A 26,182-nucleotide genomic window follows, 5' to 3' on the forward strand; every position below is an offset into this window, starting at 1 on the left:
GTTCTGGGTCACCACAGGCTTGCTCCCGTCAGTCGTCGCGAGATGAGGTTCGCCGACAGCACCATGACCAGCCCGATGCAGGCCTGGAAGAGCCCGATCGCCGCCGCGTAGCTGAGGTTGTTGGACACCAGCCCGACGCGGTACAGGTACGTCGAGATGACGTCGCCGGTGGAGTAGGTCAGCGGGCTGTAGAGCAACAGGACCTTCTCGAACCCGACGTTGAGGAAGGTCCCGATGTTGAGGATCAGCAGCGTCATCATGGTGGGCCGGATCCCCGGAATGGTGACGTGCCAGGTCTGCCGCCACCGGTTCGCGCCGTCGATCCGGGCCGCCTCGTAGAGCGAGGCGTCGACGGTCGTCAGCGCGGCGAGGTAGAGGATGGTCCCCCACCCGAGCGTCTGCCACACCTCGGACCCGACATAGATCGCGCGGAACCACTCCGGTCGCTGCAGGAACGGGACAGCCTCCCCGCCCACGGCCTCGGTGATCTGGTTGACGGTGCCCTGTAGCGACAGCAGCTGCATGACCATGCCTGCGACGATCACCACCGAGAGGAAGTGCGGCAGGTAGGAGATCGACTGGACCACCGTCTTGAACGCCTTCTTGCGTACCTCGTTGAGCAGGAGGGCCAGGACGATGGGCAGCGGGAAGCCGACGATCAGCGTGAGCGCCCCGATGGTGACGGTGTTGCCGAACACGTGCCAGAACGTCGGGTCGTTGAAGAACATCTCGACGTAGAGCAGCCCTACCCATTCCTCGCCGAAGATGTTGCCGCCCGGCCGGAACCGGCGGAACGCGATGACGTTCCCCACCATCGGCCCGTAGCGGAAGATCAGGAGGAACACGATCGGCAGGACCGCCATGAGGTAGAGGACGCCGTCCCGCCGCCACACGACGCGCCACGGCACCTTCGACCCGCGGCCGCCCCGTCGGCCGTCGGTCTGCGGTCGGGCGACCGCGGGCCGACGGCCGACCACCGGTTCGGCGACCACTATCCGTTGCTCTCGGCGAAGCGCTTGTGGGCACCGTTGACGAGGTCCAGGTACCCCTGCAGGTTCTGGCCCTCGAGCTCCGCTACGTACGCGTCCCACTCACTGAGGTCGCGCTCGCCGAGGATGAACTTCAGCGTGTTCGTGTTGACCGTGTCCGTGAGCGTCGTCGTCAGGAGCGAGGCCTGCTCGAGCTCCGCCTCGTTCAGCGGCGCGGGCGGGAACGGGTCGCGCGGCGTCCTCGTCGAGAGCACCGAGTCGATGTACTCGACGAACTGCGGCGAGTTGTACGACTCCTTGAGGGCCCTGGACTCGGTGCCACCCGCGAGGACCTGCGACGCGAAGCCCAGGTCCTTCTCGATGTCCGTGCCCGCTTCGAAGTTGATGTTGAACGAGTCGAGCGAGTAACCGGGCTCGAGCGTGAACTTCCCGTCGTCGGACTTGGTGTAGGTCTCGCCCTCGACGCCCCATTGCAGCATCTCGCGGGCGTCGGGGTTGTAGTACAGCCAGTCCAGGAACTGCAGCATGGCGATGAAGTGCGGGTCGTCCTTGGCCTCGGCGTTCACCATGAAGCCGTGCCAGAAGTTGCGCGGCTCGACGACCTGGCCGGCCTCGCCGCCCAGCGGCGCGATCTGGACGACCTCGTGGTTGCCCTTGCCGACGGTCTCGTCCAGCGCCGTCGAGAACTCCTGCACCGTGCCGTTCGAGCCGGAGGCCGCGAAGACCTTTTCGCCGGCGAACTTCTCGGTGACGGTCCCGGCGCCGTCGTTGGTTGCGGTGAACGACTCGGGGTCCAGCAGCCCGTCGTCCACCAGGCCGCGGAAGTACTCGACCATGTCCCGGTAGCCGTCCGACGTGCCGGCGTAGACGAACTCGCCGGACTCTTCGTCGAAGAACGTGCCGTCACCGAAGCCCCAGCCGGCCCTGGTCCCGAAGGCGTGCGAGGCGTAGTTGAGCATCGACGCACCCTCGAAGCCGTCGGCCAGCGGGTAGCTGTCGGGGTACTTGGCCTTGATCTTCTCCAGGCCCGTGCGGAGCTCGTCCCACGTCTGCGGGATGGGCGCGCCGACCTCGTCGAACACGTCCTTGCGCACCAGGAGCGTGAAGACCGGGACCGAGACCTCCTGCAGTCCGGGCATCATGTAATACTTGCCGTCCGCCTGGCGCAGGTTGTCGATCATCGGGCGCAGGTCCCACTCCTCCACGTACTTCTGGAAGTTGGGCATGTACTCCTCGTAGTCGCTGAGCGGCAGCACGGCGCCCGACGCCGCGAAGCTCCGCTCGTCGCCCGTGTAGATGAGCGGGATGATGTACGGGGCGTCACCGGCGCTGAGCAGGAGGCTGCGCTTCTCCACCGCGTCGCTGAACGGGATGTTGGTCAGGTCGAGGGAGACGTTCGTCCGCTCCTCGATCTCGTCGAAGAGCTGCCAGGAGTCCTTGATCGGGGACTCGGGCCAGTCCGTCCAGAGCATGGAGAAGTTCACCGGCTCGGTGGCCTTGAACTGCTGGTCGGCCTCGAACGTCTCCATGGAGCCGGCGGTCTGCTCGAGGCCGTCGACCTCGCCGTCCCCGCCGCCGTCCGCTGTGCACGCCGCCAGGGCGACCAGCACGGTGGCGCCCACGACCGCCGTCATGCGCCGGCCTGCGCGGCGCACTCGTCGGGATCTCATGTCACGAGTCATGTCTCTCCTCATTGAGAACTGAGCCCGAGCGTCGTTACCCGGGCGCCATCTATGACGGTCGCCCTCGACCGAAACCGTTTTCCACTGCCGAATTTTAGCGTTAAACTAGGGCAGGGTGGGGCGCTCGTCAACCCCCTCGCCCGGCCCGGGAGGTAGCAGCAGATGGTCACGATGAGCGACGTCGCCCGCGAGGCCGGCGTCTCGACGATGACCGTGTCGAACGTGCTCAACGGCCACCGCCGCGTCGTCGCGCCCACGCGCGACCGGGTCATGACCGCGATCGAGAAGCTCGGGTACGAGGTCAACCTCACGGCGCGACACCTGCGGTCGGGCCGCACCGACACGATCGCCCTGATCGTGCCGAGCTTCCACGACTACTTCAGCGAGGTCGCGGACCGGATCGCGCCCATCGTGGAGGCGAGCGGTCGCCATCTCGTCCTCGAGCGCACCGGTGCGCGGCCCGAGAGCGAGATCGAATCGTTGAGCGTCGCCCGCCTGCAGATGTACGACGGCGTGGTGCTCTCCGTGGCCGGGCTGGACCGCGACCAGCTGGAGACCGTCCGGACCAGGGCCCCGATCGTGCTCCTCGGTGAGCGGGAGGTTCCCGCGCGGTTCGATCACGTCCGGCTCGCGAACGAGGAGGGCGCCCGGCTCGCCACCGCCCACATGCTCGCCCGGGGCGCCCGCAGAGTTCTCGTGCTCGGCGGCGCGCCGGGCGACGCCTCGGGCATGGCCTCGTTACGACGGGCCGGGTGGGAGGCGGCGCACCGCGCGGCGGGGGTGCCCGCCGACGGCGCGCTCGTCGTCCCCGTGACGACGTACTCGGCACGCGAGTCGCGCGAGGTGCTCGGCGGCCTCCTCGAGGCGGGCCTGCGCGTCGACGGCGTCTTCGCGGTGACCGACACCGTCGCGCTCGGGGCCATGGCCGCGCTGGCCGACCGCGGGATCGGCGTCCCCGACGACGTCCAGGTGGTGGGGTTCGACGACCTGGACGTCGGGAAGTACCTGTCCCCGAGCCTCACGACGATCGACCCGAACCATGACGAGGTGGCGCGGAGCGCGATCCGCCTGCTCGAACGGCGGATGGCGGGCGACGACGACCCGCCCGAGCGCGTGGTGGTCCCCGTCCGTCTCGTGGCGCGGGGCTCGACGCGCCCCTAACCTGCCCTGGCGCCGTCCTTCCAGACCTCGGACACCAGCGGCACGCCCGGGCGGTAGGCCAGGTAGGTGTGGCTGGGGGCGTCGAGCACCGTGAGGTCGGCGCGGGCCCCGACACCCAGGTGGCCGACGTCGTCCCGCCGGAGCGCCGCCGCCCCGCCCGCCGTCGCCGACCAGAGGGCCTCGGCGGGGCTCATCCGCATCTCGCGCACCGCGAGCGCCACGACGAACGGCATCGACGAGCTGTAGCCCGAGCCCGGGTTGCAGTCCGTGGCCAGTGCTACGGGCACGCCCGCGGCGAGCAGCCGGCGTGCGTCCGGGTAGGGCGACCGGGTGGAGAACTCGACGGCGGGCAGCAGGGTCGCGACGGTGCCGGACCCCTGCGGCCCGCCTGACCCGTGCGACCCGGGGCCCGCGGACCAGGACCCGGCCAGCGCGTCGATGTCGGCGTCGGTCAGGTGGGTGCAGTGGTCGACGCTCGCCGCACCGACCTCGACCGCGAGCCGCACGCCGGGACCCGCCGACAGCTGGTTGCCGTGCACCCGGGCGCCGAGCCCTGCCCGGATGCCGGCCAGCAGCACGGCGCGGGACTCGTCCTCGTCGAACGCGGTGGGCGCGGCGGGCTCGCAGAACACGTCGATCCAGCGGGCGTGGGGCGCGCAGGCGGCGAGCATCGGCCCGGTCACGAGGCGGAGGTAGCCAGGGCGGTCGTCGGCGTACTCGGCGGGGACGGTGTGGGCACCGAGGTAGGTGGTCTCGGGCGTGAGCTCTCGGGCGATCCGCAGCGTCCGGGCCTCGGTGGCGACGTCCTGGCCGTAGCCGCTCTTGATCTCGACGGTGGTGGTGCCCTGCGCGAGCATCTCCCGGACCAGGGCCTGGCCGCGCGCCCGCAGGGTGTCCTCGCCGGCCGCCCGCGTCGCGGCGACGGTGGTGGCGATGCCGCCGCCCGTGTACGGCTCGCCGGTCATCCGCGCGGCGAACTCCGCGGACCGGTCGCCCGCGAACACCGTGTGCGAGTGGGAGTCGACGAAGCCGGGGATGACGCACCGCCCGCCGAGGTCTACCGCGACGTCCGCCGCGGGCGCCGACGCGGCGGGCCCCGTCCAGGCGACCCGGCCGGCCTCCACGACGACGGCGGCACCCGGCACGATCCCGAGGCCCGCTCCCCCGGATCCCACAGCCCTCGCGGCCGCCCCCGTCGCTTGTCGGGACCCGCCATGCTCGGGATCGTTCGTGACCAGCTCGCCGATGTTCGTCAGCAGCACGCTCATGCTTCGCTCCCCTGTGTCAGGTCCCGGCCGGCTACCGCCCAGGCCTCCTCGATCGCGTCCGCGAGCATCCGCCCGACGTCCCCGGCCCGGTGCTCGCCGTCGCGCACCACGATCTCGCCGCCTGCCACGACGTCGGACACGTCGCCCGCGCCCGCGACCAGCGCGACCTGCGCCGGTTCGATCCCCGCCGTGCGCACGGTGTCCAGCCGGACCGCCACCAGGTCGGCGGGCGCCCCGACGGCGATCCGCCCGGCGTCCGGCCGGCCGAGCGCGGCGTGCCCGGCGGACGTCGCCAGCTCGATCAGCGTCGCGGGCGGGAACGAGCCCCGCCGTCCGGTCGCGAGGCGTTCGTGCTCCTCGACGCCGCGTGCCTCGGCCAGCACGTCGGCGCCGACGTGCTGGTCCGTGCCGACCGAGAGCGGGCTGCCCGACCGCAGCAGTCGCAGCCCGGGGGCGATGCCGTCGGCGAGATCGCGCTCCGTCGTCGGGCAGAGGCAGACGCCCGTGCCCGAGGCGCCGAGCAGGGTCACGTCGTCGTCGGTCAGGTGTACCGCGTGCACGACGGTGGTGCCGGGGCCGAGCGCCCCGGCGTCGTGCAGCAGCCGTGTGGGCGTGACGCCGAAGGCCCCGACCGCGGCCTCGTTCTCCCCGGGCTGCTCGGACAGGTGCACGTGCAGCGGTGCCCCGGTCTGCCGGGCCCAGCGGGCCAGTTCCGCGAGCTCGGGCGGCGCGACGGCGCGCACCGAGTGGGCGGCGGCGCCGACGAGCACGCGGTCGTCGTCGGCCCAGGCGGCGCGCAGCACGTCCACGCGGCGCGCCCACGCCGCGACCGTGCCGTCGCCGAAGCGCAGCTGCTCGGGCGCGAGCGGCGCGTGACCGCCGGGGCCGAGGCCGCCGTGCAGGTAGCAGGTGTCGAGCAGGGTGAGGTGCACCCCTGCGTCGCGCGCGGCGGAGCGCAGGGCCTCGCCCATGGCGTTCGGGCCGCCCTCGGACGCCGGGTACGGCGTCCCGTCGGCGCGGTGGTGCACGTAGTGGAACTCGCCGACGGCGGTGGTCCCGCCCAGCGCCATCTCCGCGTACACGGCGCGCGCCAGCCGCCGGTACAGCTCCGGGGTCAGGGCCGTGGCCAGCGCGTACATGCCCTCGCGCCAGGTCCAGAAGGATCCGCCGTCGGCGTGCGTCCGCCCGCGCAGGGCGCGGTGGAACGCGTGCGAGTGCGCATTGGCCAGCCCGGGCAGCACGACGCCGCCCAGCCGCACGTCACCGCTCGACGCCGGGACACCCGGCTCGACGCCGACGATCCGACCCCGGCCGACCTCCACCCGCACGGCCTCGACGACGCCGCCCGGCGCTCCGCCGTCGCCACCCCCGGGCAGCCAAGCCCGCTCGCACCAGAAACTCATCGGACCTCCGCCTCGGCAATGCCGGTCTGCGGCAGCTCGCCGCCGTCCCCGCGTGGTCGGTAGGACGTCAGGTGGTCGGCATTCCGAGGTGCCGACCACCTGACATCCTGCCGACCACCCGGGGCGGTGAGCAGGTCTGTCAGGACCGCAGTGAGGGCGCGGACGCCCGCGTCGCAGTCGGCCTCCTCCGCGAGCTCGGCGGGCGAGTGCGAGACCCCCGTGGGGTTGCGCACGAACAGCATCGCCGTCGGCACGCCGGCGGCGGCGAAGATCCCGGCGTCGTGCCCGGCACCGGTCCCGATCACGGGTGCGGGCAGGTCGGAGCCCGGCCGCCCGGCGACGTCGGCCAGCCGCGCCGCGAGCGCCGGATCGAACACGGTGGCGGGCGTCCACGACTCCTCGACAGGGGCCCAGCCCCCGACTGACCCGGCCGAACGTAGGCCCGGTCGCTCAGCGCTCGTCGAACGTAGACCCGGTCGCTCACTGCGGCCCGTTCCGGCGACCAGCCCTACGTTCGACGCCCCTGGCGGTCCCGAGAGAGTGGCCAGGACCGTGCGGACCGCATCCTCTGTTTCCGCGCGGGCGTCGATCCAGGCACGGACCCGGGACGGGATCGCGTTGACGCCGTTCGGCTCGACCTGGACCTTGGCCAGCGTCGCGAGGGCCCCGGCGTGCTCGGCGGCAGCGCGGACGTCGGTGATGAGCCGCGCGAGATCGAGCATCGGGTCGTGGCGGTGGGCCAGCGGCGTCGTGCCCGCGTGGTTCGCCTCGCCAGCGAGGTCGACGCGCCAGCGGCCGTGCGGCCAGATGGCGGCGCCGACGGCGACCGGCGCTGCCTCGTCCGCGGGCAGGTCAGCGAGGTAGCGACCCTGTTCCACGTGCAGCTCGACGAAGACGCCGACCCGCGCGAGGGCCTCGTCGTCGCGCCCGTAGTGCTCGAGCGCCAACCCGCCGACGCCGGAGGCCCGTCCCAGGACATCCGCGAGGCTCTCCCCCGCGCCGTCGCGCAGCGCGAGCAGCCGGTCAGCACCGACCGTCCCGGTCACGGCGCGCGAGCCGAGGCAGGCGAGCCCGAACCGGGCCCCCTCCTCGTCGGAGAAGTTGACGATCCCGAGCGGCCGCTCCGGCCGCACACCCGCGGCACGCAGGGCATCGAGCGCCGCGAACGCGCTCGCCACCCCGAGCGGGCCGTCGAACGCGCCGCCGCCGGGGACAGAGTCGAGGTGGCTGCCCGTCACGACTCCGGGTCCGTCGGCGTCCGGGTCGCCCCACCACGCCCACTGGTTCCCGGCGCGGTCGACCACCACGGAGAGCCCTCGCGCTTCGGCCTCGGCGGCGAACCACTCGCGCAGGGTCAGGTCGTGCGCGGTCCACGCGAACCGCTCGTACCCGCCGGACGGCGCCCGCCCGACGTCGGCGATCGCGTCAAGCAGCCGCCCCACCGACGTCGTGCCCGCCGCGCCCCCGGCCCCGGACGCGGCCCCGAAACCGCTCACGGCGTCTCCCGCATCGGCACGCGCAGCCCGCCGCGATCGGCGGCCGCCACGGCGTCGTCGTACCCGGCGTCGACGTGCCGCAGCACGCCGGTCGCGGGGTCGTTGGCGAGCACCCGCGCGAGCTTCTCGGCGGCCAGCGGCGTCCCGTCGGCCACCGAGACCTGGCCGGAGTGCAGCGACCGGCCCATGCCGACCCCGCCGCCGTGGTGGATCGAGACCCACGTCGCGCCCGAGGCGGTGTTCATCAGGGCGTTCAGCAGGGGCCAGTCGGCGATCGCGTCGGAGCCGTCCGCCATCGACTCCGTCTCTCGGTACGGCGACGCGACCGAGCCGGAGTCCAGGTGGTCGCGCCCGATGGCGAGCGGCGCGGAGATCTCGCCCGACGCGACGAGCTCGTTGAACCGCACCCCCGCGACGTCGCGCTCGCCGTGCCCGAGCCAGCAGATGCGCGCGGGCAGGCCCTGGTACGCGACCCGGTCCTGGGCCGCGCGGATCCAGCGCCCCAGGTGGTCGTTGTCGGGGAACAGGTCGAGCACTGCCTTGTCGGTGACGGCGATGTCCTTCGGGTCCCCGGACAGCGCCGCCCAGCGGAACGGGCCCTTGCCCTCGGCGAACAGCGGCCGGATGTACGCCGGCACGAACCCCGGGAAGTCGAACGCCCGCCCGTACCCGCCCTGGCGGGCCTCGTCGCGGATCGAGTTGCCGTAGTCGAACACCTCGGCGCCCGCGTCCTGGAAGCCGACCATGGCCTCGACGTGCCGGGCCATCGACTCGCGCGCCCGGTCGGTGAACCCGGCGGGATCCTGCTCCGCGAGGCTGGCCCAGTCCTCCAGCGCGACGCCGGACGGCAGGTACGACAGCGGGTCGTGCGCCGACGTCTGGTCCGTGACGATGTCGATCTCGACGCCCCGGCGCAGCAGCTCCGGGACGACGTCGGCCGAGTTGCCGACCACGCCCACCGACAGCGCGCGCCGCTCCTTCTTGGCCGCGAGCGCCAGCTCGACGCCCTCGTCCAGGGACTCCGCGACCACGTCGAGATAGCGCGTCTCGACGCGCCGGTGCAGGCGGGCCGGGTCGACGTCGACCACGAGGCAGACGCCGCCGTTCAGCGTGACGGCCAGCGGCTGGGCGCCGCCCATGCCGCCGCAGCCGCCGGTCAGGGTGATGGTGCCAGCCAGCGTGCCGTCGAACTTCTTCGCCGCCACCGCCGCCAGCGTCTCGTACGTGCCCTGCAGGATCCCCTGCGAGCCGATGTAGATCCACGACCCGGCCGTCATCTGCCCGTACATGGTCAGCCCGAGCTGCTCCAGGCGGCGGAACTCGGGCCAGTTCGCCCAGTCCCCCACCAGGTTCGAGTTGGCGATGAGCACGCGCGGAGCCCACTCGTGCGTCCGCAGCACGCCCACGGGGCGGCCGGACTGCACCATCAGGGTCTCGTCCTCGCGCAGGTCGGTCAGTGAGCGGACGATCGCGTGGTAGCTCGGCCAGTCGCGCGCGGCGCGGCCGGTGCCGCCGTAGACGACCAGGTCGTCGGGCCGCTCGGCCACCTCGGGGTCGAGGTTGTTCATGAGCATGCGCAGCGGGGCCTCGGTCTGCCAGCTGCGGGCGGTCAGGGTGGTGCCGCGCGCGGCGCGGACGGCGACGGGGGTACCCCGGTCGTACGGCTGGTTCATGGTCTGCTCCAGTGCGGTGTCGGTCGGGCTGTCGGTCGGGCTGTCGGTCGAGGCGTCAGTCGAGCTGTCCGACGGCGGACGCGGCCGCCGCCGTGATCCGGCCGGTCGCCACGAGCTGGACCACGTGCTCGATCTCCGGCGCGAGGTAGCGGTCCGGTCCGGGACCGGGCACGACGGCGCGGACGGCGTCGTGCACCGCGCCCGTGCCCGCAGCGGGGGTCTCGGTGCGGAAGTCGAGGGCGCGCGTGGCTGTCAGCACCTCGATGGCCAGCACCCGGGTGAGCCCGTCGACGGACCGGCGCAGCTTGCGCGCGCCGGCCCAGCCCATGGACACGTGGTCCTCCTGCATGGCGGAGCTCGGGATCGAGTCCACGCTGGCCGGCGCGGCCAGGCGCTTCAGCTCCGAGACGATCCCGGCGGCCGTGTACTGGGCGATCATGTGCCCGGAGTCGACGCCGGGGTCGTGTGCCAGGAACGCGGGCAGCCCCTCGGAGCGGGACACGTCGAGGAACCGGTCGGTGCGCCGCTCGCTCATGCTGGCCAGGTCGGCGGCCGCGATGGCGAGGAAGTCCAGCACGTAGGCGACGGGCGCCCCGTGGAAGTTGCCGTTCGACTCCACTCGTCCGTCGGAGGTGACCACCGGGTTGTCGATCGCCGAGGCCAGCTCCCGGCCCGCGACCGTGGCCGCGTGCTCCAGGGTGTCGCGGGCGGCGCCGTGCACCTGGGGCGCGCAGCGCAGGGAGTAGGCGTCCTGGACGCGGGTGCAGGCGGGGTTGCCGTCGTCGTCCAGCTCGCGGTGGCTCGCCATCAGCGGCGAGCCCGCCAGGATCCGGCGCAGGTTCGACGCCGACGCCGCCTGGCCGGGGTGCGGGCGCATGCCGACGAGGTCCTCGGCGAACGGCGCGTCCGACCCGAGAAGGGCCTCGACGCTGAGCGACGCGGCGACGTCGGCCGTGGTGAGGAGACGCCGCAGGTCGTGGAGGGCGAGGCAGAGCATGCCGAGCATCCCGTCGGTGCCGTTGATGAGGGCCAGCCCCTCCTTCTCGGCCAGCACGAGCGGCGCGATCCCGGCGTCGGCGAGCGCACGGGCGGCGTCGACGGTCTCGCTGGTCGAGCCTGTCAAGACCCCTGAGTCATCGCTGATCGAGCCTGTCGGGACCACCCGCACCCGCCCCTCCCCCATCGCGGCAAGAGCGACATGGGCGAGCGGCGCAAGGTCCCCCGAGCACCCGAGCGACCCGTACTCGTGCACCACCGGAGTGATCCCGGCGTTGAGCATCGCGGCATAGGTCTGCGCCGTCACGGGCCGCGCGCCCGTATGACCGGTGACCAGCGTGGCGAGCCGCAGGAGCTGCAGCGCCCGCACCACCTCGGTCTCGACCTCGGGGCCGGACCCGGCGGCGTGCGACCGCACCAGGCTGACCTGGAGCTGCGCGCGCTTCTCCGCGGGGATGTGCCGGCGCGCGAGCGCCCCGAAGCCGGTGGAGACGCCGTAGTGCGGCACGGTGTCGTGGGCCAGGTCCTCGATGACGGCGCGGCTCTGCGCCATCCGGGCCAGACCTGTCTCGTCGATCTCGACCGACGCGCCGTAGCGGGCGACGGCGACCACCTGGTCGACGGTCAGCGGCGTGCCGTCGAGGACGACGTGCTGGGGCAGGTCGGGGGCAGCGGCCGCGTGGGTGGTCGGCGTCGGCCCCTCGTGGTGCAGGGTGCTCATGCGCTCATAGAACCTCGCCGCGAGCCCCGTGGCGCGGGCTGGAGCGGCGATAGGGTCTGGGATACCAGACAGTTCACGGGGAGGAAACAGTGGCCGGCAGCAGCACGGTTCCCGCCGCCCGCACGACCGCCCGCCTGCTCAGCTTTCTCGCGGCACAGACAGGCCCGGTGCCGGCGGGCGCCATCGCGCACGGCATCGGGGTGCCCCGCTCCAGCGTCTACCACCTGCTGTCCGTGCTGCGGGACGAGGGTTTCGTGCGGCACTTCCCCGACGAGCGCCGCTACGGCCTGGGCGTTGCCGCCCTGGGGCTGGGCAGCGCGTACACCCGGCAGGCGCCGCTCTCGCGCCTCGCCGCGCCGGTCGTCGCCCGCCTGGTGGAGGCCGCCGGGGAGAACGGGCATCTCGCCGTCCTCAACGGCCGGGAGGTCCTCTACCTGGTGGAGCAGCGGGCGGCGGGCCGCCCGCCCCTGGTGACCGACGTCGACGTCCACCTCCCGAGCCACCTCACCGCCAGTGGCCGGGCGGTGCTCGCGCTGCTGCCCCCGGCGCAGGTGCGTGCCCTGTACCCGACGCCGGGGTCGTTCACCGACCTGACGGGCGCCGGCCCGCGCACGCTCCGCGAGCTGCGGACGGTGCTGCGTGCGGCCCGGGCCAGGGGTTTCGCGGTGGAGGACGGCGAGGTGAGCGCCGGCTTCGCGTCCGTGGCCGCCGCCGTCGTCGACCACACGGGCCGGCCGGTCGCGGGCCTCGCGGTGACCTTCCGCTCGGACTCCTACGACGACGACGCGCGCGCCGGCCTCGCCGAGCAGGCGACCCGCGCCGCACGGGAGGTCAGCCGGCGGCTGGGGGCACGGTGAGCCTTCAGGCCTCGCTGGATCGCTCGGGCTGCTCGACCGCCCCGAGCTCCCGCACGAATCGCGACAGGAGCCGCGCGAAGACGTCACGTTCGGCGGGGTCCCACTCCGACGTGGCTTCCGCGATCGTGCGGCGGCGGAAGCCGTGGATCGCCCCCAGGACCGAACGGCCCTCCTCCGTCAGGACCAGCAGCGATCGCCGCCCGTCCCGCTGGTCCGCCTCCCGCCGCAACAGCCCGGCTTGCACGGCCTGACCTGCGAGGCGGCTCGCACGCGGCTGGTCCACGTCGAGGATCGCCGCCGCTTCGGTGACGGTCGGCGGCTCGTCCACCGCTGCGCCGGCCTCGACGACGTCGAGCAGCTCGAAGACGGAGTCCGGCAGCCCGGCGTGCGGGCCGGTGCGCTCACCGCGGCGTCGTGCCAGGTGGGCCAGGCGTCGGCGGCTCTGCGCACGACGGACGGCGACCATGGCCGCCTCGATGGCGGCCACGTCCGCCTGCGGCTCGTCCGGCTCTCCCACTGCGGTTCCCCGATCCATGGTAGAAAGACAATTACATGTCATCTTACATAGATGGAGTCGTCATGGACGCACCGAAGCCGATCGGCTACTGGCTCAAGCACCTGGACAACTTGCTCGACGAACAGTTCGCGGCCACGCTCGCCGGGCTCGGCGTCAACCGCCGGGACTGGCAGGTGCTCAACACCCTCAGCCGCGGCCCGGCCGTCCGCCAGGACCTCGAGGCGGCCCTGGCCCCCTTCTGGGCCGCGGGCGAGCCCAACCTTTCCAGGGTGATCGCCGAGCTCCACCAGCGGGGCTGGACAACCGCCGGCGAGCACTTGGCCCTCACCGATGCCGGCCGCGCCGCCCACGCCGGCCTGGCCCAGCGCATCGACGAGACCCGCGGCAGGCTGCTCAACGGCCTGACCCGCGAGCAGTACGGCGAGACCGTGCGCATCCTCTCCGTCATGGCCGCCAACGTCGAGGAGGACCTGGCCCGGACCCGGTAGCTCGCGGATCGCGTCGACCGCCGGGGTAAGCGCAAGCCATCCACGCCGACGAACCGCGCGTGACCAGGTCCGCGCTCAGCCGACGGCCCCGAGGACCCCGCTGATGATCAGCGCGGTGAGCGTGGTCCAGGCGATGATCGCGAGCGCCTGCCAGATCAGGATGCGGGTCTTGCCGACGCCGGAGGCGGCGAGCATGGTGGCCGTGAAGTGGGTGGGCAGCAGGAGCGGGCCGAGCAGGCTCACGCCCGGGACGCCGTAGCGCTCGTACGCGCGCTGGAACTTGGCCTTGCGCGTGGCGCTCCGCGAGCCGTCCTCGGCGGGCGCGGTCATCAGCACGGTCTCGCCGCCGTCCGCCGCTCCGGCACGCGCGGCGGCCTTCGCCCGGTGCCGCGTCACGACGGCGTTGCGGGCACCTGAGCTGAGCAGCACCAGCGCGGCAACGCAGAGGAAGTTGCCGACGGCTGCGGCGACTGCGGCGACGACGGGGTGGATGCCGCCGATGATGCCGATCGCGACCCCGCCCTCACCCTCGATGAAGGGGATCGCTCCGGCGGCCGCGACGATGACCGGCTGCAGCAGCTCGGGCACCTTCGCGACGAGGTCCTGGAGGATTTCGATGAGGCTCATGGTGCGCTCCTGTCGATGCGGGCTCTGGGGTCTTCCCCGTCCTGAACCCAGTCCACCGGCTGGGAGCGCGACCCAGAAGTGCCCGGCTGTCACCGACTCCCGGGTCCTTCGCACACCGCATCCATGACATGTGTCATGGCCGTAACCTGGCCGGATGAGCAGCCAGCCCGACCCCGCCTCCGCGTCCGAGGCAGCGGAAGCCCGCAGGGCACTCGTTCTCACTCGGAGCATCAACGTCACCTGGTGGTACGTCGCCTCCAGCGTCGTGTTCTTCGAGCTGATGGTCGCGGTCTTCTCGGTGGCCGCCGTCGTCGAGGCGGACGCGGGCAACGTCGCGCGCGCCGCCGTCGGCGTCACCGCGTTGCTGTGGTGGCTCGCGACGTTGCTGCCGCTGTTCGAGTACCGCCACCGCACAGCCGCTCCGGCGCTCGTGATCTGGCGGCACCACCTCGCGCCGTTCCTGGCCGCCGCGGTCTTCGGGCTCTTGGCCGGGCTCATCACCGGGCAGTGGGTGGCAGGCGTCCTGCCGCTGATCCAGGTGCTCATGCTGCTGAACTGGCCGCCTGGGGTGCGCCTGCGCATGGTGCTGGCCGCGACCGCTCTGCTCGTCGCGCTGGCGGTGATCGACGTCCGGCTTGCCCCCGGGGAGAGCATGAGCGCGAGCGGGTTCCAGCTGGGCGTCTTCGCCGTCATGCTCCCGGCCGTCACGGTCTCGTCGCTGTGGTGGTGGGACGTCCTGGTCGCGCTCGACCGGGCCCGCGCCTCGGAGGCGAAGCTCGCCGCGACCCAGGAGCGGCTGCGGCTCGCGACCGACGTGCACGATCTGCAGGGCCACCACCTCCAGGTCATCGCGCTGCAGCTGGAGCTCGCCGAACGGCTCATGCCCCGCGACCCGGACGCGGGCATGGAACAGCTGCGCGCCGCCCGCGCCAGCGTCGACGACGCCCGGCAGGGCACCCGCGACCTGGCCACCCGCTTCCGGTCCGTGCCCCTGAGCGACGAGCTCGCCAACGCCGTCGACCTGCTGCGCGCCGCAGGCACCAAGGTCGAGGCCACGGTCGCCCCGGATGCGTCGCTCGCTCCGGCGTCCGCCCTCGGGCCGGTCATCCGCGAGACGACGACGAACGTGCTGCGCCACGGCGGCGGCAAGTGGGCCCGCCTGTCCCTGACCCGCACTGACCGGTCGTGGCGCTACGAGATCGCCAACGACGTCGTCACCGACGCACCCGAGAACGCCGACGGCGCGGGGCTGGACGGGATCGCACGCCGTGCGGCCGAGGCCGACGGGAACCTCGAGGTGCACCGCGAGGACCGCATGTTCACCGTGGTCGTCACGGTCCCCGACGACGCCCCTGCCGATGCCCTCGCCCACGCCACTGCCGAAGACACTGCCGAGAAGAAGGTTGCCGGATGATCCGCGTGCTGCTCGCCGACGACGAGGGCATGATCCGCTCCGCGCTGGCCGCCCTGCTCCGCCTGGAACCGGACATCGAGGTCGTCGCGGAGTGCGCCGACGGCGCCGAGGCGGTCGCCACCGCGGAACGTGTGCGGCCCGACGTCTGCCTGCTCGACCTGGAGATGCCCCACCTGGACGGCGTGCAGGTCACCGAGCGCCTCAACCGCACCCTGGCCACCCGGTGCGTCATCGTCACCCGCCACGCCCGGCCCGGCGTCCTGCGGCGAGCGCTGGCCTCGGGAGCCGCCGGATTCCTGCCCAAGTCCCGCTCCGCGGACGAGGTAGCGGCTGTGATCCGCCGCGTCGCGGCCGGCGGGCGCTACGTCGACCCGGAGATCGCCGCCGACGCGCTCAGCGACGAACGCTCACCGCTGACCGACCGCGAGCTCGACGTCCTGCGCGCCGGCCGGCGCGGCGAGACGACCGGCCAGATCGCCCGTGCCCTCTCCCTCGCGCCCGGCACCGTGCGGAACCACATCTCCGCAGTGCTGGGCAAGCTCGCGGTGGACTCCCGGCAGCAGGCAGTGTTCCTCGCGGAGGAACGCGGCTGGATCTGATCACGCTGCTCTGAGCAGCGTTGGTCCCGCTGCTCTGAGCAGGGCTGCTGAGAGCAGGGCTGCTCTGGGCAGATCCGCCCCCGTGGACCCCGCCGCGGAGTGCACGGTGAGGTCATGACCGACACACCGAAGCCGCCGATGTTCGGCGAGAGCTCCCGACGCGAGCTGTACGAGCGACGCGTCCTCGTCCTGGACGGACCGTTGGACGACGACAACGGCACCCTCCTCATGACACAGCTGATAGCGCTGGCCACCGAGGACCCGGCCACCGACATCGAGCTGTGGATCCACTCCCCGGGCGGATCGGTGCCGGCGATGCTGGCGATCCGCGACATCATGCGAACCATCCCCAACGACGTCTCCACGCTCGTGCTGGGTATCGCCTACAGCGCGGGGCAGTTCCTGCTCTCGGCGGGCACCAAGGGAAAGCGCCGTGCGCTGCCGAACTCACGGGTGCTGATGCACCAGGGTTCCGCGGGGATCGCGGGCACCGCCGTCGACATCGAGCTGCAGGCGGACGACCTGCGGCACACCCGCGACACGGTGCTGCGGCTGATCTCCGAGGACACGGGCCAGCCGGTCGAGCGGATCTTCGACGACTCGCTGCACGACCACTGGTACACGGCCGAGGAGGCTCTCGACTTCGGCTTCATCGACACGATCGTGCAGAGCTTCGAGGGCATCAGACCACGTGATCGTCAGCGAACCGGATTCAGCGCGGCAACCGAGGGGGACGCACGATGAGCAGCTACACCATCCCGAACGTCATCGCGTCGCACCCACGGGGCGAGCGGATCATGGACGTCTACTCCCAGCTGCTCTCCGAGCGGATCATCTACCTCGGCACCGCCATCGACGCCGGCGTCGCCAACGCCCTGATCGCGCAGCTGATCCACCTGGAGTCGAGCAACCCGGACGGCGAGATCCAGCTCTACGTCAACTGCGAGGGCGGCGACCCGAGCGCCGGGATGGCCATCTACGACACCATGCGCTACATCCGGCCCAAGGTGGCGACCACGTGCGTGGGCCAGGCGGTAGCGGTCGGCGCCGTCCTCCTCGCCGCCGGCGCCGAGGGACGACGGGCTGCGCTCCCCCACGCGCGGGTCATCCTGCACCAGCCCGCGGCGCAGGGTCGCGGCGCGATACCGGACCTGATCCTGCAGGCCGACGAGGTGGTCCGAATCCGCGCGGACATGGAGGTCGCGCTCTCGAAGCACACGGGTCAGAGCGTCGAGACGCTCCGTGCCGACACCGACCGCGACCGCATCTTCACGGCCGGTGCCGCGCGCGAGTACGGCCTCCTGGACCAGGTGATCGACCAGCGGTGATGCCCGGGCCTACGGCCCTGACTCGGCGTACCTGGTACGCCGAGTCAGGGCCGTAGGCCCGGGCATCATGCCGCGAGCGCGAACGCCGCCTGGCAGGTCGGCTGCCGCGTGGTGTCGCGGACGACGACCAGGCGGTCGGCGACGGCGGCGACCAGGTCGACCAGCGTGACGTCCAGCGCACCGGTGATGGCCGCGATCATCTCGCTCGACGGCTCCTTGACGCCCCGCTCGATCTCCGAGAGGTACTGCGGCGAGATCCCGGCGCGGCGAGCGGTCTGGTCCAGTGTCTCGCCGCGCAGATGACGCAGATGTCGCAGGCGTTCACCGAGCATGTGCCGCAGCAGCGGCTCTCGTCTCGTCGGCGTCGACGGTGTGCCTGGCCCTTCGGGCACCCCATCGCGCCCGGGGCGCTGGGGCGGAGCGGTTTGGGTCATACCTGAGCGTAGGGCTGAGCCCTCGGCGGACGGCGGCCCTTCTGCTCACAGCAGCGCACCCGCCGTCAGCCACCCGGTTGACAATAACGAGACGACTGGTCATATTGGTTTCAGGAGGTCACCATGGCACGCACCAAGACAGCAGGCTCGCTCGACACGAAGAGGCGCATCGCAGATGCCGCGCTCGAACAGTTCCACCTCAAGGGGTACAACGGAACGAGCGTCCAGGACCTGATGAGCGCCGTAGGCGCGCCGAAGGGCACGTTCTACAACCACTTCGCCAGCAAGGAGGCGCTGGCGGTCGAGGCCCTGCGCCGCTACGGAGACGGCTTCGGGCTGGCAGCGCTGGCGGACGCCGGATCGGGGACACCGCGCGAGCGGATCGATCGGCACCTGGCCGGCCTCATGGCTTCCGGACTGACGGTCGCCGCCGAGAAGGGCTGCCTCATGGCCAACCTCGCCGGCGAGGTCCCGGCACACAGCGCGACGGTCGCTTCCGCGATCGGCGACTTCCTGCAGCTCTGGACCGCGACGCTCGCCACCGCGCTCGACGAGGCCAAGGCGGCGGGCGAGCTCACGTCGGACATCCCGTCCGGCGATCTCGCCGAGTTCATCGTCAACGCCTGGGAAGGCGGCGCCGTGAAGTCGAAGGCGACGTCCTCCAACGAGTCGGTTCACGCCTTCGAGCGCATGGTCGCCCTGCTCCTGCGCTGAGGCCGCATCCGGGCGAGCACGGCTTCCGTTCGCCTATTACGAGACGACCAGTCATACCTCTCGCACCCATCCCCGAAAGGAACTCTCATGACCGAGCTGCAGAACATCGTGATCGCCGCACACGGCGACGTCGAACGGTGGCGTTCGTTCACCACGCTCACCGCCCACGTCCTCAACGGAGGCGCGCTGTGGAACATCAAGGGCCAGGACGGCGTGCTCGACGACTACACCGCCACGATCGAGCTGCACCGCCAGTTCGCCAGCCACACGCCGTTCGGCGGTGCGGGGCTGCGCAGCTCGTTCACCCCGGACCGGGTTGCCGTGGAGACGACCGGCGGCGACGTCGTCGAGGAGCGCCGGAACCCGGTCGCGGCGTTCGCAGGCCATGTGCTCGACACCCCGTGGGACCGCCTGCACGCCGCCTACTTCACCGGTTACGCGATGTGGAACTACCTCACCGAGCCGTTCACGTTCGCCGAGCCGGGCTTCGAGTTCACCGAGCTGGAGCCATGGCGGGAGGACGGCGAGACCTGGCGCCGCCTGCAGGTCACGTTCCCGGAGAACCTGGTGACCCACTCCCGCGTGCAGACGTACTACATCGACGACGCCGGCCTGATCCGGCGGCACGACTACTCGCCCGATGTGTTCGGCCCGAGCGAACGGGACTCGGCGCACTACAGCTGGGACCACCGGGAGTTCGACGGCTTCGTCTTCCCGACCAAGCGCTCGGTCCACCTCACCGACGAGAACGGTCACAAGCTGGCCGATCCCGTCGTCGTCTCGATCGAGCTCGACCAGATCAAGCTGGCCTGACCGGACCACAGCAGCGAACCCTCGGACCGTCACAAATCGCCTACAGTTGACCCGCGCCCCCACCCACGCCGTCCTGGGAGAGTTACGTGAGTTCACACCCGCGCGAGTTCCGACTACTCGTTACCGGTGGAGGGACCGGCGGCCACACCTATCCGGCGCTCACCACGCTCCGCGCCCTCCAGGCGAGGCTGGCAGAGTCGGACACGGCGGTCAGCGTCCTCTGGGCGGGTTCAGCCGACGGCCTGGAGGCCAAGGTGACCGAGTCCGAGGGCATCCGGTTCGTGCCGGTCGCCACGGGCAAGCTCCGCCGGGCGAGCAACCCGCTGGGCATGCTGACGGCCGAGAACATGAAGGACATGGCGCGCGTGCCGCTCGGCGTCGCGCAGGCCCGGTCGATCGTGGCCGAGTTCAAGCCGGACGTGATCCTGTCCACCGGCGGTTATGTCGCCGTCCCGATCGGGCTCGCCGCGGGCCTGCTCCGCCGTCCGCTCGTGGTGCACGAGCAGACCGTGCGGCTCGGGCTGGCCAACCGTCTTCTGGCCAAGCGGGCGACCCGCGTGGCGGTGTCCTCGCCGTCCACCCTCGAGCTGCTGCCGGAGAACGTGCGCGAGCGGACCGTCGTGACCGGCAACCCGGTCCGCGCCGAGGTGCTGTCCGGGGAGCCGCTGAAGGCAGTCGACGCGCTGGGCCTGGACTCGTTCGACCCGGACCTGCCGGTCCTGTACGTGACGGGCGGGGCGCAGGGAGCGGTCCAGATCAACACTGTCGTCACCGAGGCGCTGCCCTGGCTCCTCCAGCACGCGAACGTGATCCACCAGTGCGGACCGAACAACCTCCAGGACATGTTCGAACGCACCGCTACCCTGCCTGCCGAGCAGGCCGCCCGCTACCGCGTCATGGGGTTCGTCGGCGCCGAGCTGCCGGACGTGCTCGCCCTCGCCGACGTCGTCGTCTCCCGGAGCGGAGCCGGCACCATCGCGGAGCTGACCGCGCTCGGCAAGCCTTCGGTCCTGATCCCGCTCGCTTCGGCGGCCGGGAACGAGCAGTCGTACAACGCCCACCGGCTCCAGGACCTGGGAGCAGCCATCACCCTGGAGGGCGAGGTCCACGAGCGGGACCTCCGGGCGGCACTCAGGTCGCTGCTCTCCGACGCCGGACGGCGCGAGCGGATGGCCCAGGCCGCCCGCGACCACGGGCTCCCGGACGCTGCCGAACGGTTGGTCGACGTGCTGCTGGAGGCGAGCCAGTTCTCGCTACGCTGACTGCGTGCTGATCGAGCGAGTCCGCGTCGACCCCGCCGCCGTCGAGGACGGCGCCTGGCCGTGGAACGTCCCCGCGATCGGTGACCTTGCTGCTCAGGGAGTCCGCCTGACCAGCAGCATCGTGGTCCTCGTGGGTGCCAACGGCAGCGGCAAGTCCACCCTGCTGGAGGCGATCGCCGAGGGCTACGGGCTCGACGTCCGCGGTGGGCACGGGGGCCGGAAGTACGCCAGCGCCATGGAGAAGAGCCCGCTGGGCGAGGCGATCATGCTGGATCGCACCCGCGCCGGTTCGGGGATGACCCACCGCAACGCGAAGGGCTTCTACCTGCGGGCGGAGACCGCGTTCGGGATGCTCGAGTACATGACCGGTGCCGGGATGCCCGGGTATGGCGACAAGCCGTCCTGGGAGGTCAGCCACGGTGAGTCCTACCTCCAGGCGATCTTCGGGCGGTTCGACGGACCGGGTCTCTACCTCCTGGACGAGGCCGAGGGGCCGCTGTCGTTCGCCTCCACCCTCCAGCTGTTGTACCGGCTGCAGGACGTCGCGGACGAGCACGCGACCCAGATCATCTACGCGACGCACTCGCCGATGGTCGCCGCGCTGCCCGGGGCGCAGATCCTCGAGATGACGGAACACGGCATCGCCGAGCGCACGTGGGAGGAGCTGGAGTCGGTCGCCCTGTGGAAAAGATTCCTCGGGCGACCGGAGACCTTTTTCGACGTCGGTCCCTAGCCAGGGCTCACCAGGGCACGACCCCCGCGTCGTCGAAGAACCCGCCGCGCGGCCCGTCGTCCGGCAGGGTCGCGAGCCGGACGGCGATCGCGGCCCCCTGCTCCGGCGTCCGCGACCCGCCGAAGCCCGTGAAGTCCGTCGCCACATAACCAGGGCAGGCCGCGTTCACGATGACGGCGGTGTCGGCGAGCCGGCGCGCGTACTGGACGGTCACGCTGTTGAGCATCGACTTCGACGGCGCGTAGGCGGTCAGCACGGGACCGGTCTGCAGGGTCAGCGAGCCCATGTTGCTCGACATGTTGACGATGCGCGGCGAGCTCGCGCGACGCAGCAGCGGGAGCATCGCGTTCGTCACCCGGACCACGCCGAGCACGTTCGTCTCGAGGACGGTACGGACCACGTCGAGGTCGAGCGTCGTCGGGTCCTGCGCACCGCCGTCGGTTCGGCCGCCGATGCCCGCGTTGTTGACGAGCACGTCCAGCCGCCCCGCCGTCCGCTCTATCGCCTCCGCTGCCGCGGCGACGCTGTCGTCGGAGGTGACGTCGAGGGCGACGCCGAACGCGTCGATGTCCGCTGCACGGAGGCGTTCCACCGCCTCCTTGCGCCTGACGTCGTCGCGCGCCCCCACCGCTACGGTGAAACCCATCGCCCCGAGGCCCTGTGCGATAGCGAAGCCGATTCCCTTGTTCGCGCCGGTGACCAGCGCGGTCTTCGTGTTGTTCACGCCAGCCATGCTGCGCGAGCCGCACGTCGGGCGTCCAAGACCGTCTCGATCCCCTGTGATACCCGCCAAGTATCAGGCGGTAACCTGCGTACGTGCGCGATCTCGAGACCCGTGAGCTTCGGTACTTCGTCGCCGTCGCCGAGGAGCTGCACTTCGGCCGGGCCGCGGAGCGGCTCGGGATCGCGCAGCCGCCGCTGTCCCGCGCGATCCGTCAGCTGGAGGGGCGGCTCGGCATCCGGCTCCTCGACCGGGACCGCCGGGGCGTGGCACTGACCGACGCCGGCCGCGTGTTGCTCCGGGAGAGCCGAACGGCGCTCGACGCAGTGGCAGCCGCCGCGCGCCGGACGCAGCGTGCCGGGCAACCGGAGCACCGGCTGGTGCTCGCGACCAAGGCGGGCGCCTCCCACGAGCTGCTGCAGCGGCTCCTCGACACGGCCGCGAGCCAACCCGGTGCGCCGCCGGTCGAGGTGCTCCTGTGCGAGGTCGGCGAGCAGGCAGGGCTGCTCAGGGACGGAAGCGCTGACGTGGCGCTCATGCATCGCCCGGTCGACGACCTCGCCGGGTTCGACACGGAGGATCTGAGCACCGAGGGCCAGGTGGCGATCGTCCCCGCGCGGCATCCGCTCGCCGCCCGCGCCCACCTCACGCTGGCCGACGTATCCGTAGTACCGAACCTGCCCATCGCTCGCTGGCCCCGGCTCGACGGGACCTACCCGGACGGGCCCGGACCCGAGGTGCACACCCAGTCACAGCTCGCTCAGCTCGTGGCCCTCGGCAAGACCTTGCTCGTCATCCCCGCCTCCAGCCGCGCGTGGCAGTGGCCGGAGCACGTGGCCGTGCCCGTCGTGGACGCACCGGAGATCACCACCGTGCTCGCCTGGCCGGCCGGCAGCCGATCCCCGGCGGTCGCCGCCCTCGTCCGTTCGGCGGCCGGCCTCCCGACCGAAGGAGTCGATGCCCCGTGACCCTGCCCCGCAGCGACAACAGCTGGATAGAGGGAGTCACCGACGACGTCGTGACGCTCGGCGACCCGCGACTCAAGGCGCCCACCGCGACCATCGACGCGGCCGACGCCGGAGACCTGCTGGCGACGCTCGTCACCCGCCTCCGCGAGCTCAACGGCGCGGGCCTCGCGGCACCCCAGATCGGCGTCTCGGTCAGGGCCGCGATCGTCGAGGTCCGCAGGACCGACGTCTTTCCCGACCGGCCGGAGACCGGCCTGATCGAGCTGCTCAACCCCGTCGTCGTCGAACGCTCCGCAGCGACGACGCTCGACTGGGAAGGCTGTTTCAGCGTGCCCGGCTACCTGGGCCTCACTCCCCGGGCGGAGCGCATCACCGTGCGCTGCACGACCACGGCGGGCGAGACCGTCACCAGTGAGTTCACGGGCTACACCGCCCGCGTCGTCCAGCACGAGATAGACCATCTCGACGGTCTCGTCTACCTCGACCGCATGCCCGACCTGACCAGCCTCACCACCGCGCAGAACTACCTCGACCACCACCGGCCGGCGCCGAGCTGAGGTCTGGTCAGGCCTGGATGGAGGCGGCGATCCCGTCGAGCTGCTCCGGTGGGTCGGGGTAGGCCACGGCCATGCCTGCGGCCACCCGCTGCGCGGTCCAGCACGCGACGGCGGCATCGAGAACGTCGTCCGGACCGGCAACCTGCCCAGGCCACCCGAGGTCTGCGGCAAGCACGAACCCTTCCGCCGCCAGCAGGCCGCGCCGCTCCTCCAATCCGGCCCATGTCGACTTCGCGGCCAGCAGGTGACGGCCCGCGAGCGTACGGAACGAGACCTCGGGATGCACCTCGAAGATGCGACGGTGCACCGACCGCACGACCGTGTCCACCTCAAGGATCCGATGCCGCAGCGCCCACGCCTGCTGACTGATCCCCTTGCCCATCACCCGACGTGCCTCAAGGGACGCCGTCTCGTAGGTCGACGCCGCCAGGACCGTGCGCGGCGGAGTCATGAAGACGGACGGCCACCGCGGTCCGACAACCTGGCGCGCCTGTACGTCAGCCAGCCTCGGATCTGCGCCGTCGGGCAGACCGATCGGCATGTCGATGCCTACGACTTCGACCGTGCCGTCAGCGTCCGCCACCTCGAGCAGACCGAGCAGCGTCGGAGCCGCATAGGCGCGCAGATCGCTGGCGACCGCAACCCAGTTCTTTCCGGCAGCATCGATACCCAGGGCTCGGACCATCAACACATCGTGGTCCACGGACGGTCACAGGGCACCAGGGCCAGGGCAAATGTCGCATTCCAAATTCCTTGCCGCATGTACGCGACGGAATGCCACAATGCCCGACATGGCTGCTCCTGAGGGCTTCGACTACACGCTCCACCCGGACGGCTCTGTCCTCATCACACACCGGGGCCGCGCCGCGACGACCGTGCGCGGGAGCCGGGCGGCGGAGTTTCTGGCCGAGGTCGAACTGAATGATCCGCAGGAAGTCATGGCACGTTGGACCGGCAACTACCGGCGCGGCAACGAGCGCACCGCGAAGAACCACCCGCGTAACGCCCGCCGTTGAACGCCGGGCGGAGCCTGCGCACCGTCGTCAAGCGAGCGTTGCCCGAGCCTCAGCCGAGCCGCTTGCGCATCTTGACCGAGGTCGTCTCATAACCGAGCGACTCGTAGAGCCCGTGCGCACCCCTGTTGAACCCGAAGACGCTGAGGCCGAGCGTATGAGCGCCCTGCGCCCGGGCGTACACCTCACCGAGGGTCATTGCCGCTCGGCCAAGGCCCCGCCCCCGCTTGTCGGCGTCGATCACGATGTCCCAGATCCACCAGGCGCCGGGGTCATCGCTCGTGTCCGGTCCGATCCAGAGGTAGCCGACGGGCTCTCCGGCGTCGTCGACCACGTCGAAGACCGCGTGACCCGGGCTCGGCGCACCGGAGGGGAAGGAGCCGACCATGCTCTCGTCCGCATGCCGGTCAGCCTCCTCGGCGGTTTCCCCGAGGACGACGAGATCTCTGGCGTACTCGGCTCGGCTGCGCTCGATCCAGGCAGGGAGGAGCTCGGCGCGCATGTGGCGGAGGCTGACAGGCATCGGACCAGACTTCCACACCGCCTGCATCGGAGCACAGTCCCCCGTACGCCTAGTCCACCCACCGCTCATACTGCAGGTTGACCTGCACCGATCCGGCCCCGGTGTCCATCACCCATGAGCAGACTCGCCGCAGATCGAACGCGCCCTGGAACGGGCATGCCCTGCCGTCGGGCAGCACCTCGGCCGCCAGCTCCTCGCCCGACATCCAGGGCGGAGCGTCGACCGTCAGCTCCAGCCAGCAGCCTCCCGAGCCGCAGCCCATGTCCTTGCCGGTCACCCGGGCGCCCTCGGGCAGCGTGGGGAGAGACGACGCCGGGGGTATGGCGCTCTCGTCGACAGTCAGGGACAACGGCGGTAGCGCCAGAGCCACCACGGCGACCGCCGCGAGCGCCACCACTCCCCTGACCACTGACCGGGTTCGAAGCATGAGCGGACCTTACGGTCACCCCCGGCACGGTGGGCAATAATGAGCGACGTTTCACCCGTCACAAGGGAGCGCCGTCCATGATCCTCGTAGGCCCGCTCGCGGCCGGGAAGTCCACGCTCGGCGCACTTGTCGCACAGCGCCTCGGGCACGCGTTCGTCGACATCGACGACATCGCCTGGACCTACTGCGCGGAGGTCGGCTGGGACCTGGACCGGCTCCTCGAACGGGACGAGGCGGTCGGCTGGGTGGCCGCGGAACGCGAGTGGGAGCCCGCCCGTGCGCACGCGGTGGAGCGCGCCGTGCCGGACCACCCGGAGACGGTCCTCGCCTTCGGCGCCGGGTACACCAGCTTCACCAGGCCCGAGTACGCCGACCAGGTGCGCCGGGCACTGGCACCGGTCCCCGACGTCGTCCACCTGCTGCCCAGTCCGGACCCGGTGCGTTCCGTGGCGGTGCTGCGCGAGCGTGCGATAGCGAGCCGTGGGAAGGACTGGATCATCGAGGGTCACGACTGGATCGCCGAGTGGGTGGCGGACCCGCTGGCCGCCGAGGTCGCCGCCGCGACGGTCTACACGGACGGGATCAGCCCGGACGAGTCGGCCGACCAGCTCGTCGAGCTCCGGGAGCGTCTGTACGCGGAGCCGGCCGCGTAGGCCGGCCCGTCAGGCGGCGCCGACGTCGGCCGCCGTCACGCAGTCGTCCGTATTCTTCGTCACGTCCCCTCGGCGGCTCTCGGCCACCACCCGGTCCAGCTCGTCTCGCAGGTGGTTCAGCACCCCTGTCCGGGCGTGAACCTCA

The 26,182-nt window shown here is 71.9% G+C and carries 29 protein-coding genes; 15 read left to right on the forward strand and 14 right to left on the reverse strand.

Annotated features, from left to right (window positions below; translation table 11 throughout):
• Positions 1–8: 8 nt before the first annotated feature.
• Complete coding sequence (locus ACFO6V_RS10490) at positions 9–992, reverse strand: ABC transporter permease (RefSeq protein ID WP_377134967.1); 984 nt, start codon at positions 990–992, stop codon at positions 9–11.
• Positions 992–2,659, reverse strand: a complete 1,668-nt coding sequence (locus ACFO6V_RS10495; RefSeq protein ID WP_377134969.1) for an ABC transporter substrate-binding protein — start codon at positions 2,657–2,659, stop codon at positions 992–994. Before ACFO6V_RS10495 ends, ACFO6V_RS10490 begins: the two co-directional genes overlap by 1 nt.
• Before the next feature lie 174 nt (positions 2,660–2,833).
• Between ACFO6V_RS10495 and ACFO6V_RS10500 the strand changes: the two genes are divergently transcribed.
• Positions 2,834–3,832, forward strand: coding sequence for a LacI family DNA-binding transcriptional regulator (locus ACFO6V_RS10500; protein WP_377134971.1), 999 nt, complete (start codon positions 2,834–2,836; stop codon positions 3,830–3,832).
• Here ACFO6V_RS10500 and hutI read toward each other — a convergent pair.
• The 5 genes from hutI to hutH are packed head-to-tail and all read right to left on the reverse strand — an operon-like array spanning position 3,829 to position 11,389.
• Positions 3,829–5,100: an imidazolonepropionase gene (hutI, locus tag ACFO6V_RS10505; RefSeq protein WP_377134973.1), complete on the reverse strand. Its 1,272-nt coding sequence runs from the start codon at positions 5,098–5,100 to the stop codon at positions 3,829–3,831. The genes ACFO6V_RS10500 and hutI overlap by 4 nt on opposite strands.
• A complete protein-coding gene (locus ACFO6V_RS10510; protein WP_377134975.1) occupies positions 5,097–6,503 on the reverse strand; it encodes a formimidoylglutamate deiminase in 1,407 nt (468 codons plus the stop codon). The genes hutI and ACFO6V_RS10510 overlap by 4 nt, the downstream gene beginning before the upstream one ends.
• Entirely contained in the window at positions 6,500–7,999 is a 1,500-nt protein-coding gene (locus tag ACFO6V_RS10515) for an allantoate amidohydrolase (protein ID WP_377134977.1), read from the reverse strand. The genes ACFO6V_RS10510 and ACFO6V_RS10515 overlap by 4 nt, the downstream gene beginning before the upstream one ends.
• Positions 7,996–9,672, reverse strand: a complete 1,677-nt coding sequence (gene hutU, locus ACFO6V_RS10520; protein WP_377134979.1) for a urocanate hydratase — start codon at positions 9,670–9,672, stop codon at positions 7,996–7,998. The genes ACFO6V_RS10515 and hutU overlap by 4 nt, the downstream gene beginning before the upstream one ends.
• A 55-nt stretch (positions 9,673–9,727) precedes the next feature.
• Complete coding sequence (gene hutH, locus ACFO6V_RS10525) at positions 9,728–11,389, reverse strand: histidine ammonia-lyase (RefSeq protein WP_377134981.1); 1,662 nt, start codon at positions 11,387–11,389, stop codon at positions 9,728–9,730.
• Positions 11,390–11,478: 89 nt separating this feature from the next.
• On the opposite strand from hutH, the gene ACFO6V_RS10530 reads away from it, so the two are divergent.
• Positions 11,479–12,246 (forward strand): IclR family transcriptional regulator, encoded by a 768-nt coding sequence (locus ACFO6V_RS10530; protein WP_377134983.1) that lies wholly within the window; start codon positions 11,479–11,481, stop codon positions 12,244–12,246.
• Positions 12,247–12,250: 4 nt separating this feature from the next.
• Here ACFO6V_RS10530 and ACFO6V_RS10535 read toward each other — a convergent pair whose 3' ends face one another.
• Complete coding sequence (locus ACFO6V_RS10535) at positions 12,251–12,781, reverse strand: MarR family winged helix-turn-helix transcriptional regulator (protein ID WP_377134985.1); 531 nt, start codon at positions 12,779–12,781, stop codon at positions 12,251–12,253.
• Positions 12,782–12,825: 44 nt separating this feature from the next.
• Here ACFO6V_RS10535 and ACFO6V_RS10540 point away from each other — a divergent pair, with 44 nt between their 5' ends.
• Positions 12,826–13,251 carry a MarR family winged helix-turn-helix transcriptional regulator gene (locus ACFO6V_RS10540; protein ID WP_377134987.1) on the forward strand — a complete coding sequence of 142 codons (426 nt, stop codon included), beginning with the start codon at positions 12,826–12,828 and terminating at the stop codon, positions 13,249–13,251.
• A 75-nt stretch (positions 13,252–13,326) separates the two neighbouring features.
• Here ACFO6V_RS10540 and ACFO6V_RS10545 read toward each other — a convergent pair whose 3' ends face one another.
• On the reverse strand, positions 13,327–13,878 hold the full coding sequence (locus ACFO6V_RS10545; RefSeq protein WP_377134989.1) for a small multidrug efflux protein: 552 nt from the start codon (positions 13,876–13,878) through the stop codon (positions 13,327–13,329).
• A 154-nt stretch (positions 13,879–14,032) separates the two neighbouring features.
• Between ACFO6V_RS10545 and ACFO6V_RS10550 the strand changes: the two genes are divergently transcribed.
• From ACFO6V_RS10550 to ACFO6V_RS10565, 4 genes are all read left to right on the forward strand, one after another.
• Positions 14,033–15,292, forward strand: a complete 1,260-nt coding sequence (locus ACFO6V_RS10550) for a sensor histidine kinase (protein ID WP_377134991.1) — start codon at positions 14,033–14,035, stop codon at positions 15,290–15,292.
• Positions 15,289–15,891 carry a response regulator gene (locus ACFO6V_RS10555; protein WP_377134993.1) on the forward strand — a complete coding sequence of 201 codons (603 nt, stop codon included), beginning with the start codon at positions 15,289–15,291 and terminating at the stop codon, positions 15,889–15,891. Before ACFO6V_RS10550 ends, ACFO6V_RS10555 begins: the two co-directional genes overlap by 4 nt.
• Before the next feature lie 114 nt (positions 15,892–16,005).
• Entirely contained in the window at positions 16,006–16,635 is a 630-nt protein-coding gene (locus ACFO6V_RS10560) for a ClpP family protease (protein ID WP_377134995.1), read from the forward strand.
• Complete coding sequence (locus ACFO6V_RS10565; protein ID WP_357505104.1) at positions 16,632–17,219, forward strand: ClpP family protease; 588 nt, start codon at positions 16,632–16,634, stop codon at positions 17,217–17,219. Before ACFO6V_RS10560 ends, ACFO6V_RS10565 begins: the two co-directional genes overlap by 4 nt.
• 65 nt (positions 17,220–17,284) lie before the next feature.
• Here ACFO6V_RS10565 and ACFO6V_RS10570 read toward each other — a convergent pair whose 3' ends face one another.
• Positions 17,285–17,653 (reverse strand): helix-turn-helix domain-containing protein, encoded by a 369-nt coding sequence (locus ACFO6V_RS10570; RefSeq protein WP_377134998.1) that lies wholly within the window; start codon positions 17,651–17,653, stop codon positions 17,285–17,287.
• 123 nt (positions 17,654–17,776) lie between these two features.
• On the opposite strand from ACFO6V_RS10570, the gene ACFO6V_RS10575 reads away from it, so the two are divergent.
• The 4 genes from ACFO6V_RS10575 to ACFO6V_RS10590 all read left to right on the forward strand — a co-directional run bounded on the left by ACFO6V_RS10575 (position 17,777) and on the right by ACFO6V_RS10590 (position 21,175).
• Positions 17,777–18,367, forward strand: a complete 591-nt coding sequence (locus tag ACFO6V_RS10575) for a TetR/AcrR family transcriptional regulator (protein ID WP_377135000.1) — start codon at positions 17,777–17,779, stop codon at positions 18,365–18,367.
• Between the two features lie 87 nt (positions 18,368–18,454).
• Positions 18,455–19,180, forward strand: coding sequence for a hypothetical protein (locus tag ACFO6V_RS10580; RefSeq protein ID WP_377135002.1), 726 nt, complete (start codon positions 18,455–18,457; stop codon positions 19,178–19,180).
• A gap of 86 nt (positions 19,181–19,266) precedes the next feature.
• A complete protein-coding gene (locus ACFO6V_RS10585) occupies positions 19,267–20,442 on the forward strand; it encodes a UDP-N-acetylglucosamine--N-acetylmuramyl-(pentapeptide) pyrophosphoryl-undecaprenol N-acetylglucosamine transferase (protein ID WP_377135004.1) in 1,176 nt (391 codons plus the stop codon).
• Between the two features lie 4 nt (positions 20,443–20,446).
• On the forward strand, positions 20,447–21,175 hold the full coding sequence (locus ACFO6V_RS10590) for an AAA family ATPase (protein ID WP_377135007.1): 729 nt from the start codon (positions 20,447–20,449) through the stop codon (positions 21,173–21,175).
• 7 nt (positions 21,176–21,182) lie between these two features.
• Here the strand turns inward: ACFO6V_RS10590 and ACFO6V_RS10595 are convergent, their stop codons facing one another.
• Entirely contained in the window at positions 21,183–21,899 is a 717-nt protein-coding gene (locus ACFO6V_RS10595) for an SDR family oxidoreductase (protein WP_377135010.1), read from the reverse strand.
• 92 nt (positions 21,900–21,991) lie between these two features.
• Between ACFO6V_RS10595 and ACFO6V_RS10600 the strand changes: the two genes are divergently transcribed.
• Complete coding sequence (locus ACFO6V_RS10600; protein WP_377135012.1) at positions 21,992–22,864, forward strand: LysR family transcriptional regulator; 873 nt, start codon at positions 21,992–21,994, stop codon at positions 22,862–22,864.
• A complete protein-coding gene (gene def / locus ACFO6V_RS10605; RefSeq protein WP_377135014.1) occupies positions 22,861–23,421 on the forward strand; it encodes a peptide deformylase in 561 nt (186 codons plus the stop codon). Before ACFO6V_RS10600 ends, def begins: the two co-directional genes overlap by 4 nt.
• 7 nt (positions 23,422–23,428) lie before the next feature.
• Here the strand turns inward: def and ACFO6V_RS10610 are convergent, their stop codons facing one another.
• A complete protein-coding gene (locus ACFO6V_RS10610; protein WP_377135016.1) occupies positions 23,429–24,124 on the reverse strand; it encodes a DUF429 domain-containing protein in 696 nt (231 codons plus the stop codon).
• Between the two features lie 88 nt (positions 24,125–24,212).
• On the opposite strand from ACFO6V_RS10610, the gene ACFO6V_RS10615 reads away from it, so the two are divergent.
• Complete coding sequence (locus tag ACFO6V_RS10615) at positions 24,213–24,437, forward strand: hypothetical protein (protein WP_377135018.1); 225 nt, start codon at positions 24,213–24,215, stop codon at positions 24,435–24,437.
• A 49-nt stretch (positions 24,438–24,486) separates the two neighbouring features.
• Here the strand turns inward: ACFO6V_RS10615 and ACFO6V_RS10620 are convergent, their stop codons facing one another.
• Entirely contained in the window at positions 24,487–24,957 is a 471-nt protein-coding gene (locus tag ACFO6V_RS10620) for a GNAT family N-acetyltransferase (protein WP_377135020.1), read from the reverse strand.
• A gap of 49 nt (positions 24,958–25,006) precedes the next feature.
• The gene (locus tag ACFO6V_RS10625; protein ID WP_377135022.1) at positions 25,007–25,384 is read right to left on the reverse strand and encodes a hypothetical protein; all 378 of its coding nucleotides are present in this window, start codon (positions 25,382–25,384) and stop codon (positions 25,007–25,009) included.
• 77 nt (positions 25,385–25,461) lie between these two features.
• Here ACFO6V_RS10625 and ACFO6V_RS10630 point away from each other — a divergent pair, with 77 nt between their 5' ends.
• Positions 25,462–26,037, forward strand: coding sequence for a shikimate kinase (locus ACFO6V_RS10630; protein ID WP_377135024.1), 576 nt, complete (start codon positions 25,462–25,464; stop codon positions 26,035–26,037).
• The last annotated feature ends 145 nt before the right edge of the window (positions 26,038–26,182 follow it).

The organism is Promicromonospora alba (assembly GCF_042654905.1).
GTDB classification, from domain to species: Bacteria; Actinomycetota; Actinomycetes; order Actinomycetales; family Cellulomonadaceae; genus Promicromonospora; species Promicromonospora alba.

What these genes read in the sequence shown, in the direction of transcription:
- ACFO6V_RS10620 (WP_377135020.1), bottom strand. Translation starts at nt 24,957, where the DNA reads ATGCCTGTCAGCCTCCGCCACATGCGCGCCGAGCTCCTCCCTGCCTGG.
- ACFO6V_RS10555 (WP_377134993.1), top strand. Translation starts at nt 15,289, where the DNA reads ATGATCCGCGTGCTGCTCGCCGACGACGAGGGCATGATCCGCTCCGCG.
- ACFO6V_RS10550 (WP_377134991.1), top strand. Translation starts at nt 14,033, where the DNA reads ATGAGCAGCCAGCCCGACCCCGCCTCCGCGTCCGAGGCAGCGGAAGCC.
- ACFO6V_RS10500 (WP_377134971.1), top strand. Translation starts at nt 2,834, where the DNA reads ATGGTCACGATGAGCGACGTCGCCCGCGAGGCCGGCGTCTCGACGATG.
- hutU (WP_377134979.1), bottom strand. Translation starts at nt 9,672, where the DNA reads ATGAACCAGCCGTACGACCGGGGTACCCCCGTCGCCGTCCGCGCCGCG.
- ACFO6V_RS10510 (WP_377134975.1), bottom strand. Translation starts at nt 6,503, where the DNA reads ATGAGTTTCTGGTGCGAGCGGGCTTGGCTGCCCGGGGGTGGCGACGGC.
- ACFO6V_RS10565 (WP_357505104.1), top strand. Translation starts at nt 16,632, where the DNA reads ATGAGCAGCTACACCATCCCGAACGTCATCGCGTCGCACCCACGGGGC.
- ACFO6V_RS10580 (WP_377135002.1), top strand. Translation starts at nt 18,455, where the DNA reads ATGACCGAGCTGCAGAACATCGTGATCGCCGCACACGGCGACGTCGAA.
- ACFO6V_RS10615 (WP_377135018.1), top strand. Translation starts at nt 24,213, where the DNA reads ATGGCTGCTCCTGAGGGCTTCGACTACACGCTCCACCCGGACGGCTCT.
- ACFO6V_RS10535 (WP_377134985.1), bottom strand. Translation starts at nt 12,781, where the DNA reads ATGGATCGGGGAACCGCAGTGGGAGAGCCGGACGAGCCGCAGGCGGAC.
- ACFO6V_RS10570 (WP_377134998.1), bottom strand. Translation starts at nt 17,653, where the DNA reads ATGACCCAAACCGCTCCGCCCCAGCGCCCCGGGCGCGATGGGGTGCCC.
- ACFO6V_RS10625 (WP_377135022.1), bottom strand. Translation starts at nt 25,384, where the DNA reads ATGCTTCGAACCCGGTCAGTGGTCAGGGGAGTGGTGGCGCTCGCGGCG.
- ACFO6V_RS10540 (WP_377134987.1), top strand. Translation starts at nt 12,826, where the DNA reads ATGGACGCACCGAAGCCGATCGGCTACTGGCTCAAGCACCTGGACAAC.
- hutI (WP_377134973.1), bottom strand. Translation starts at nt 5,100, where the DNA reads ATGAGCGTGCTGCTGACGAACATCGGCGAGCTGGTCACGAACGATCCC.
- ACFO6V_RS10495 (WP_377134969.1), bottom strand. Translation starts at nt 2,659, where the DNA reads ATGAGATCCCGACGAGTGCGCCGCGCAGGCCGGCGCATGACGGCGGTC.
- ACFO6V_RS10545 (WP_377134989.1), bottom strand. Translation starts at nt 13,878, where the DNA reads ATGAGCCTCATCGAAATCCTCCAGGACCTCGTCGCGAAGGTGCCCGAG.
- ACFO6V_RS10575 (WP_377135000.1), top strand. Translation starts at nt 17,777, where the DNA reads ATGGCACGCACCAAGACAGCAGGCTCGCTCGACACGAAGAGGCGCATC.
- ACFO6V_RS10560 (WP_377134995.1), top strand. Translation starts at nt 16,006, where the DNA reads ATGACCGACACACCGAAGCCGCCGATGTTCGGCGAGAGCTCCCGACGC.
- ACFO6V_RS10630 (WP_377135024.1), top strand. Translation starts at nt 25,462, where the DNA reads ATGATCCTCGTAGGCCCGCTCGCGGCCGGGAAGTCCACGCTCGGCGCA.
- hutH (WP_377134981.1), bottom strand. Translation starts at nt 11,389, where the DNA reads ATGAGCACCCTGCACCACGAGGGGCCGACGCCGACCACCCACGCGGCC.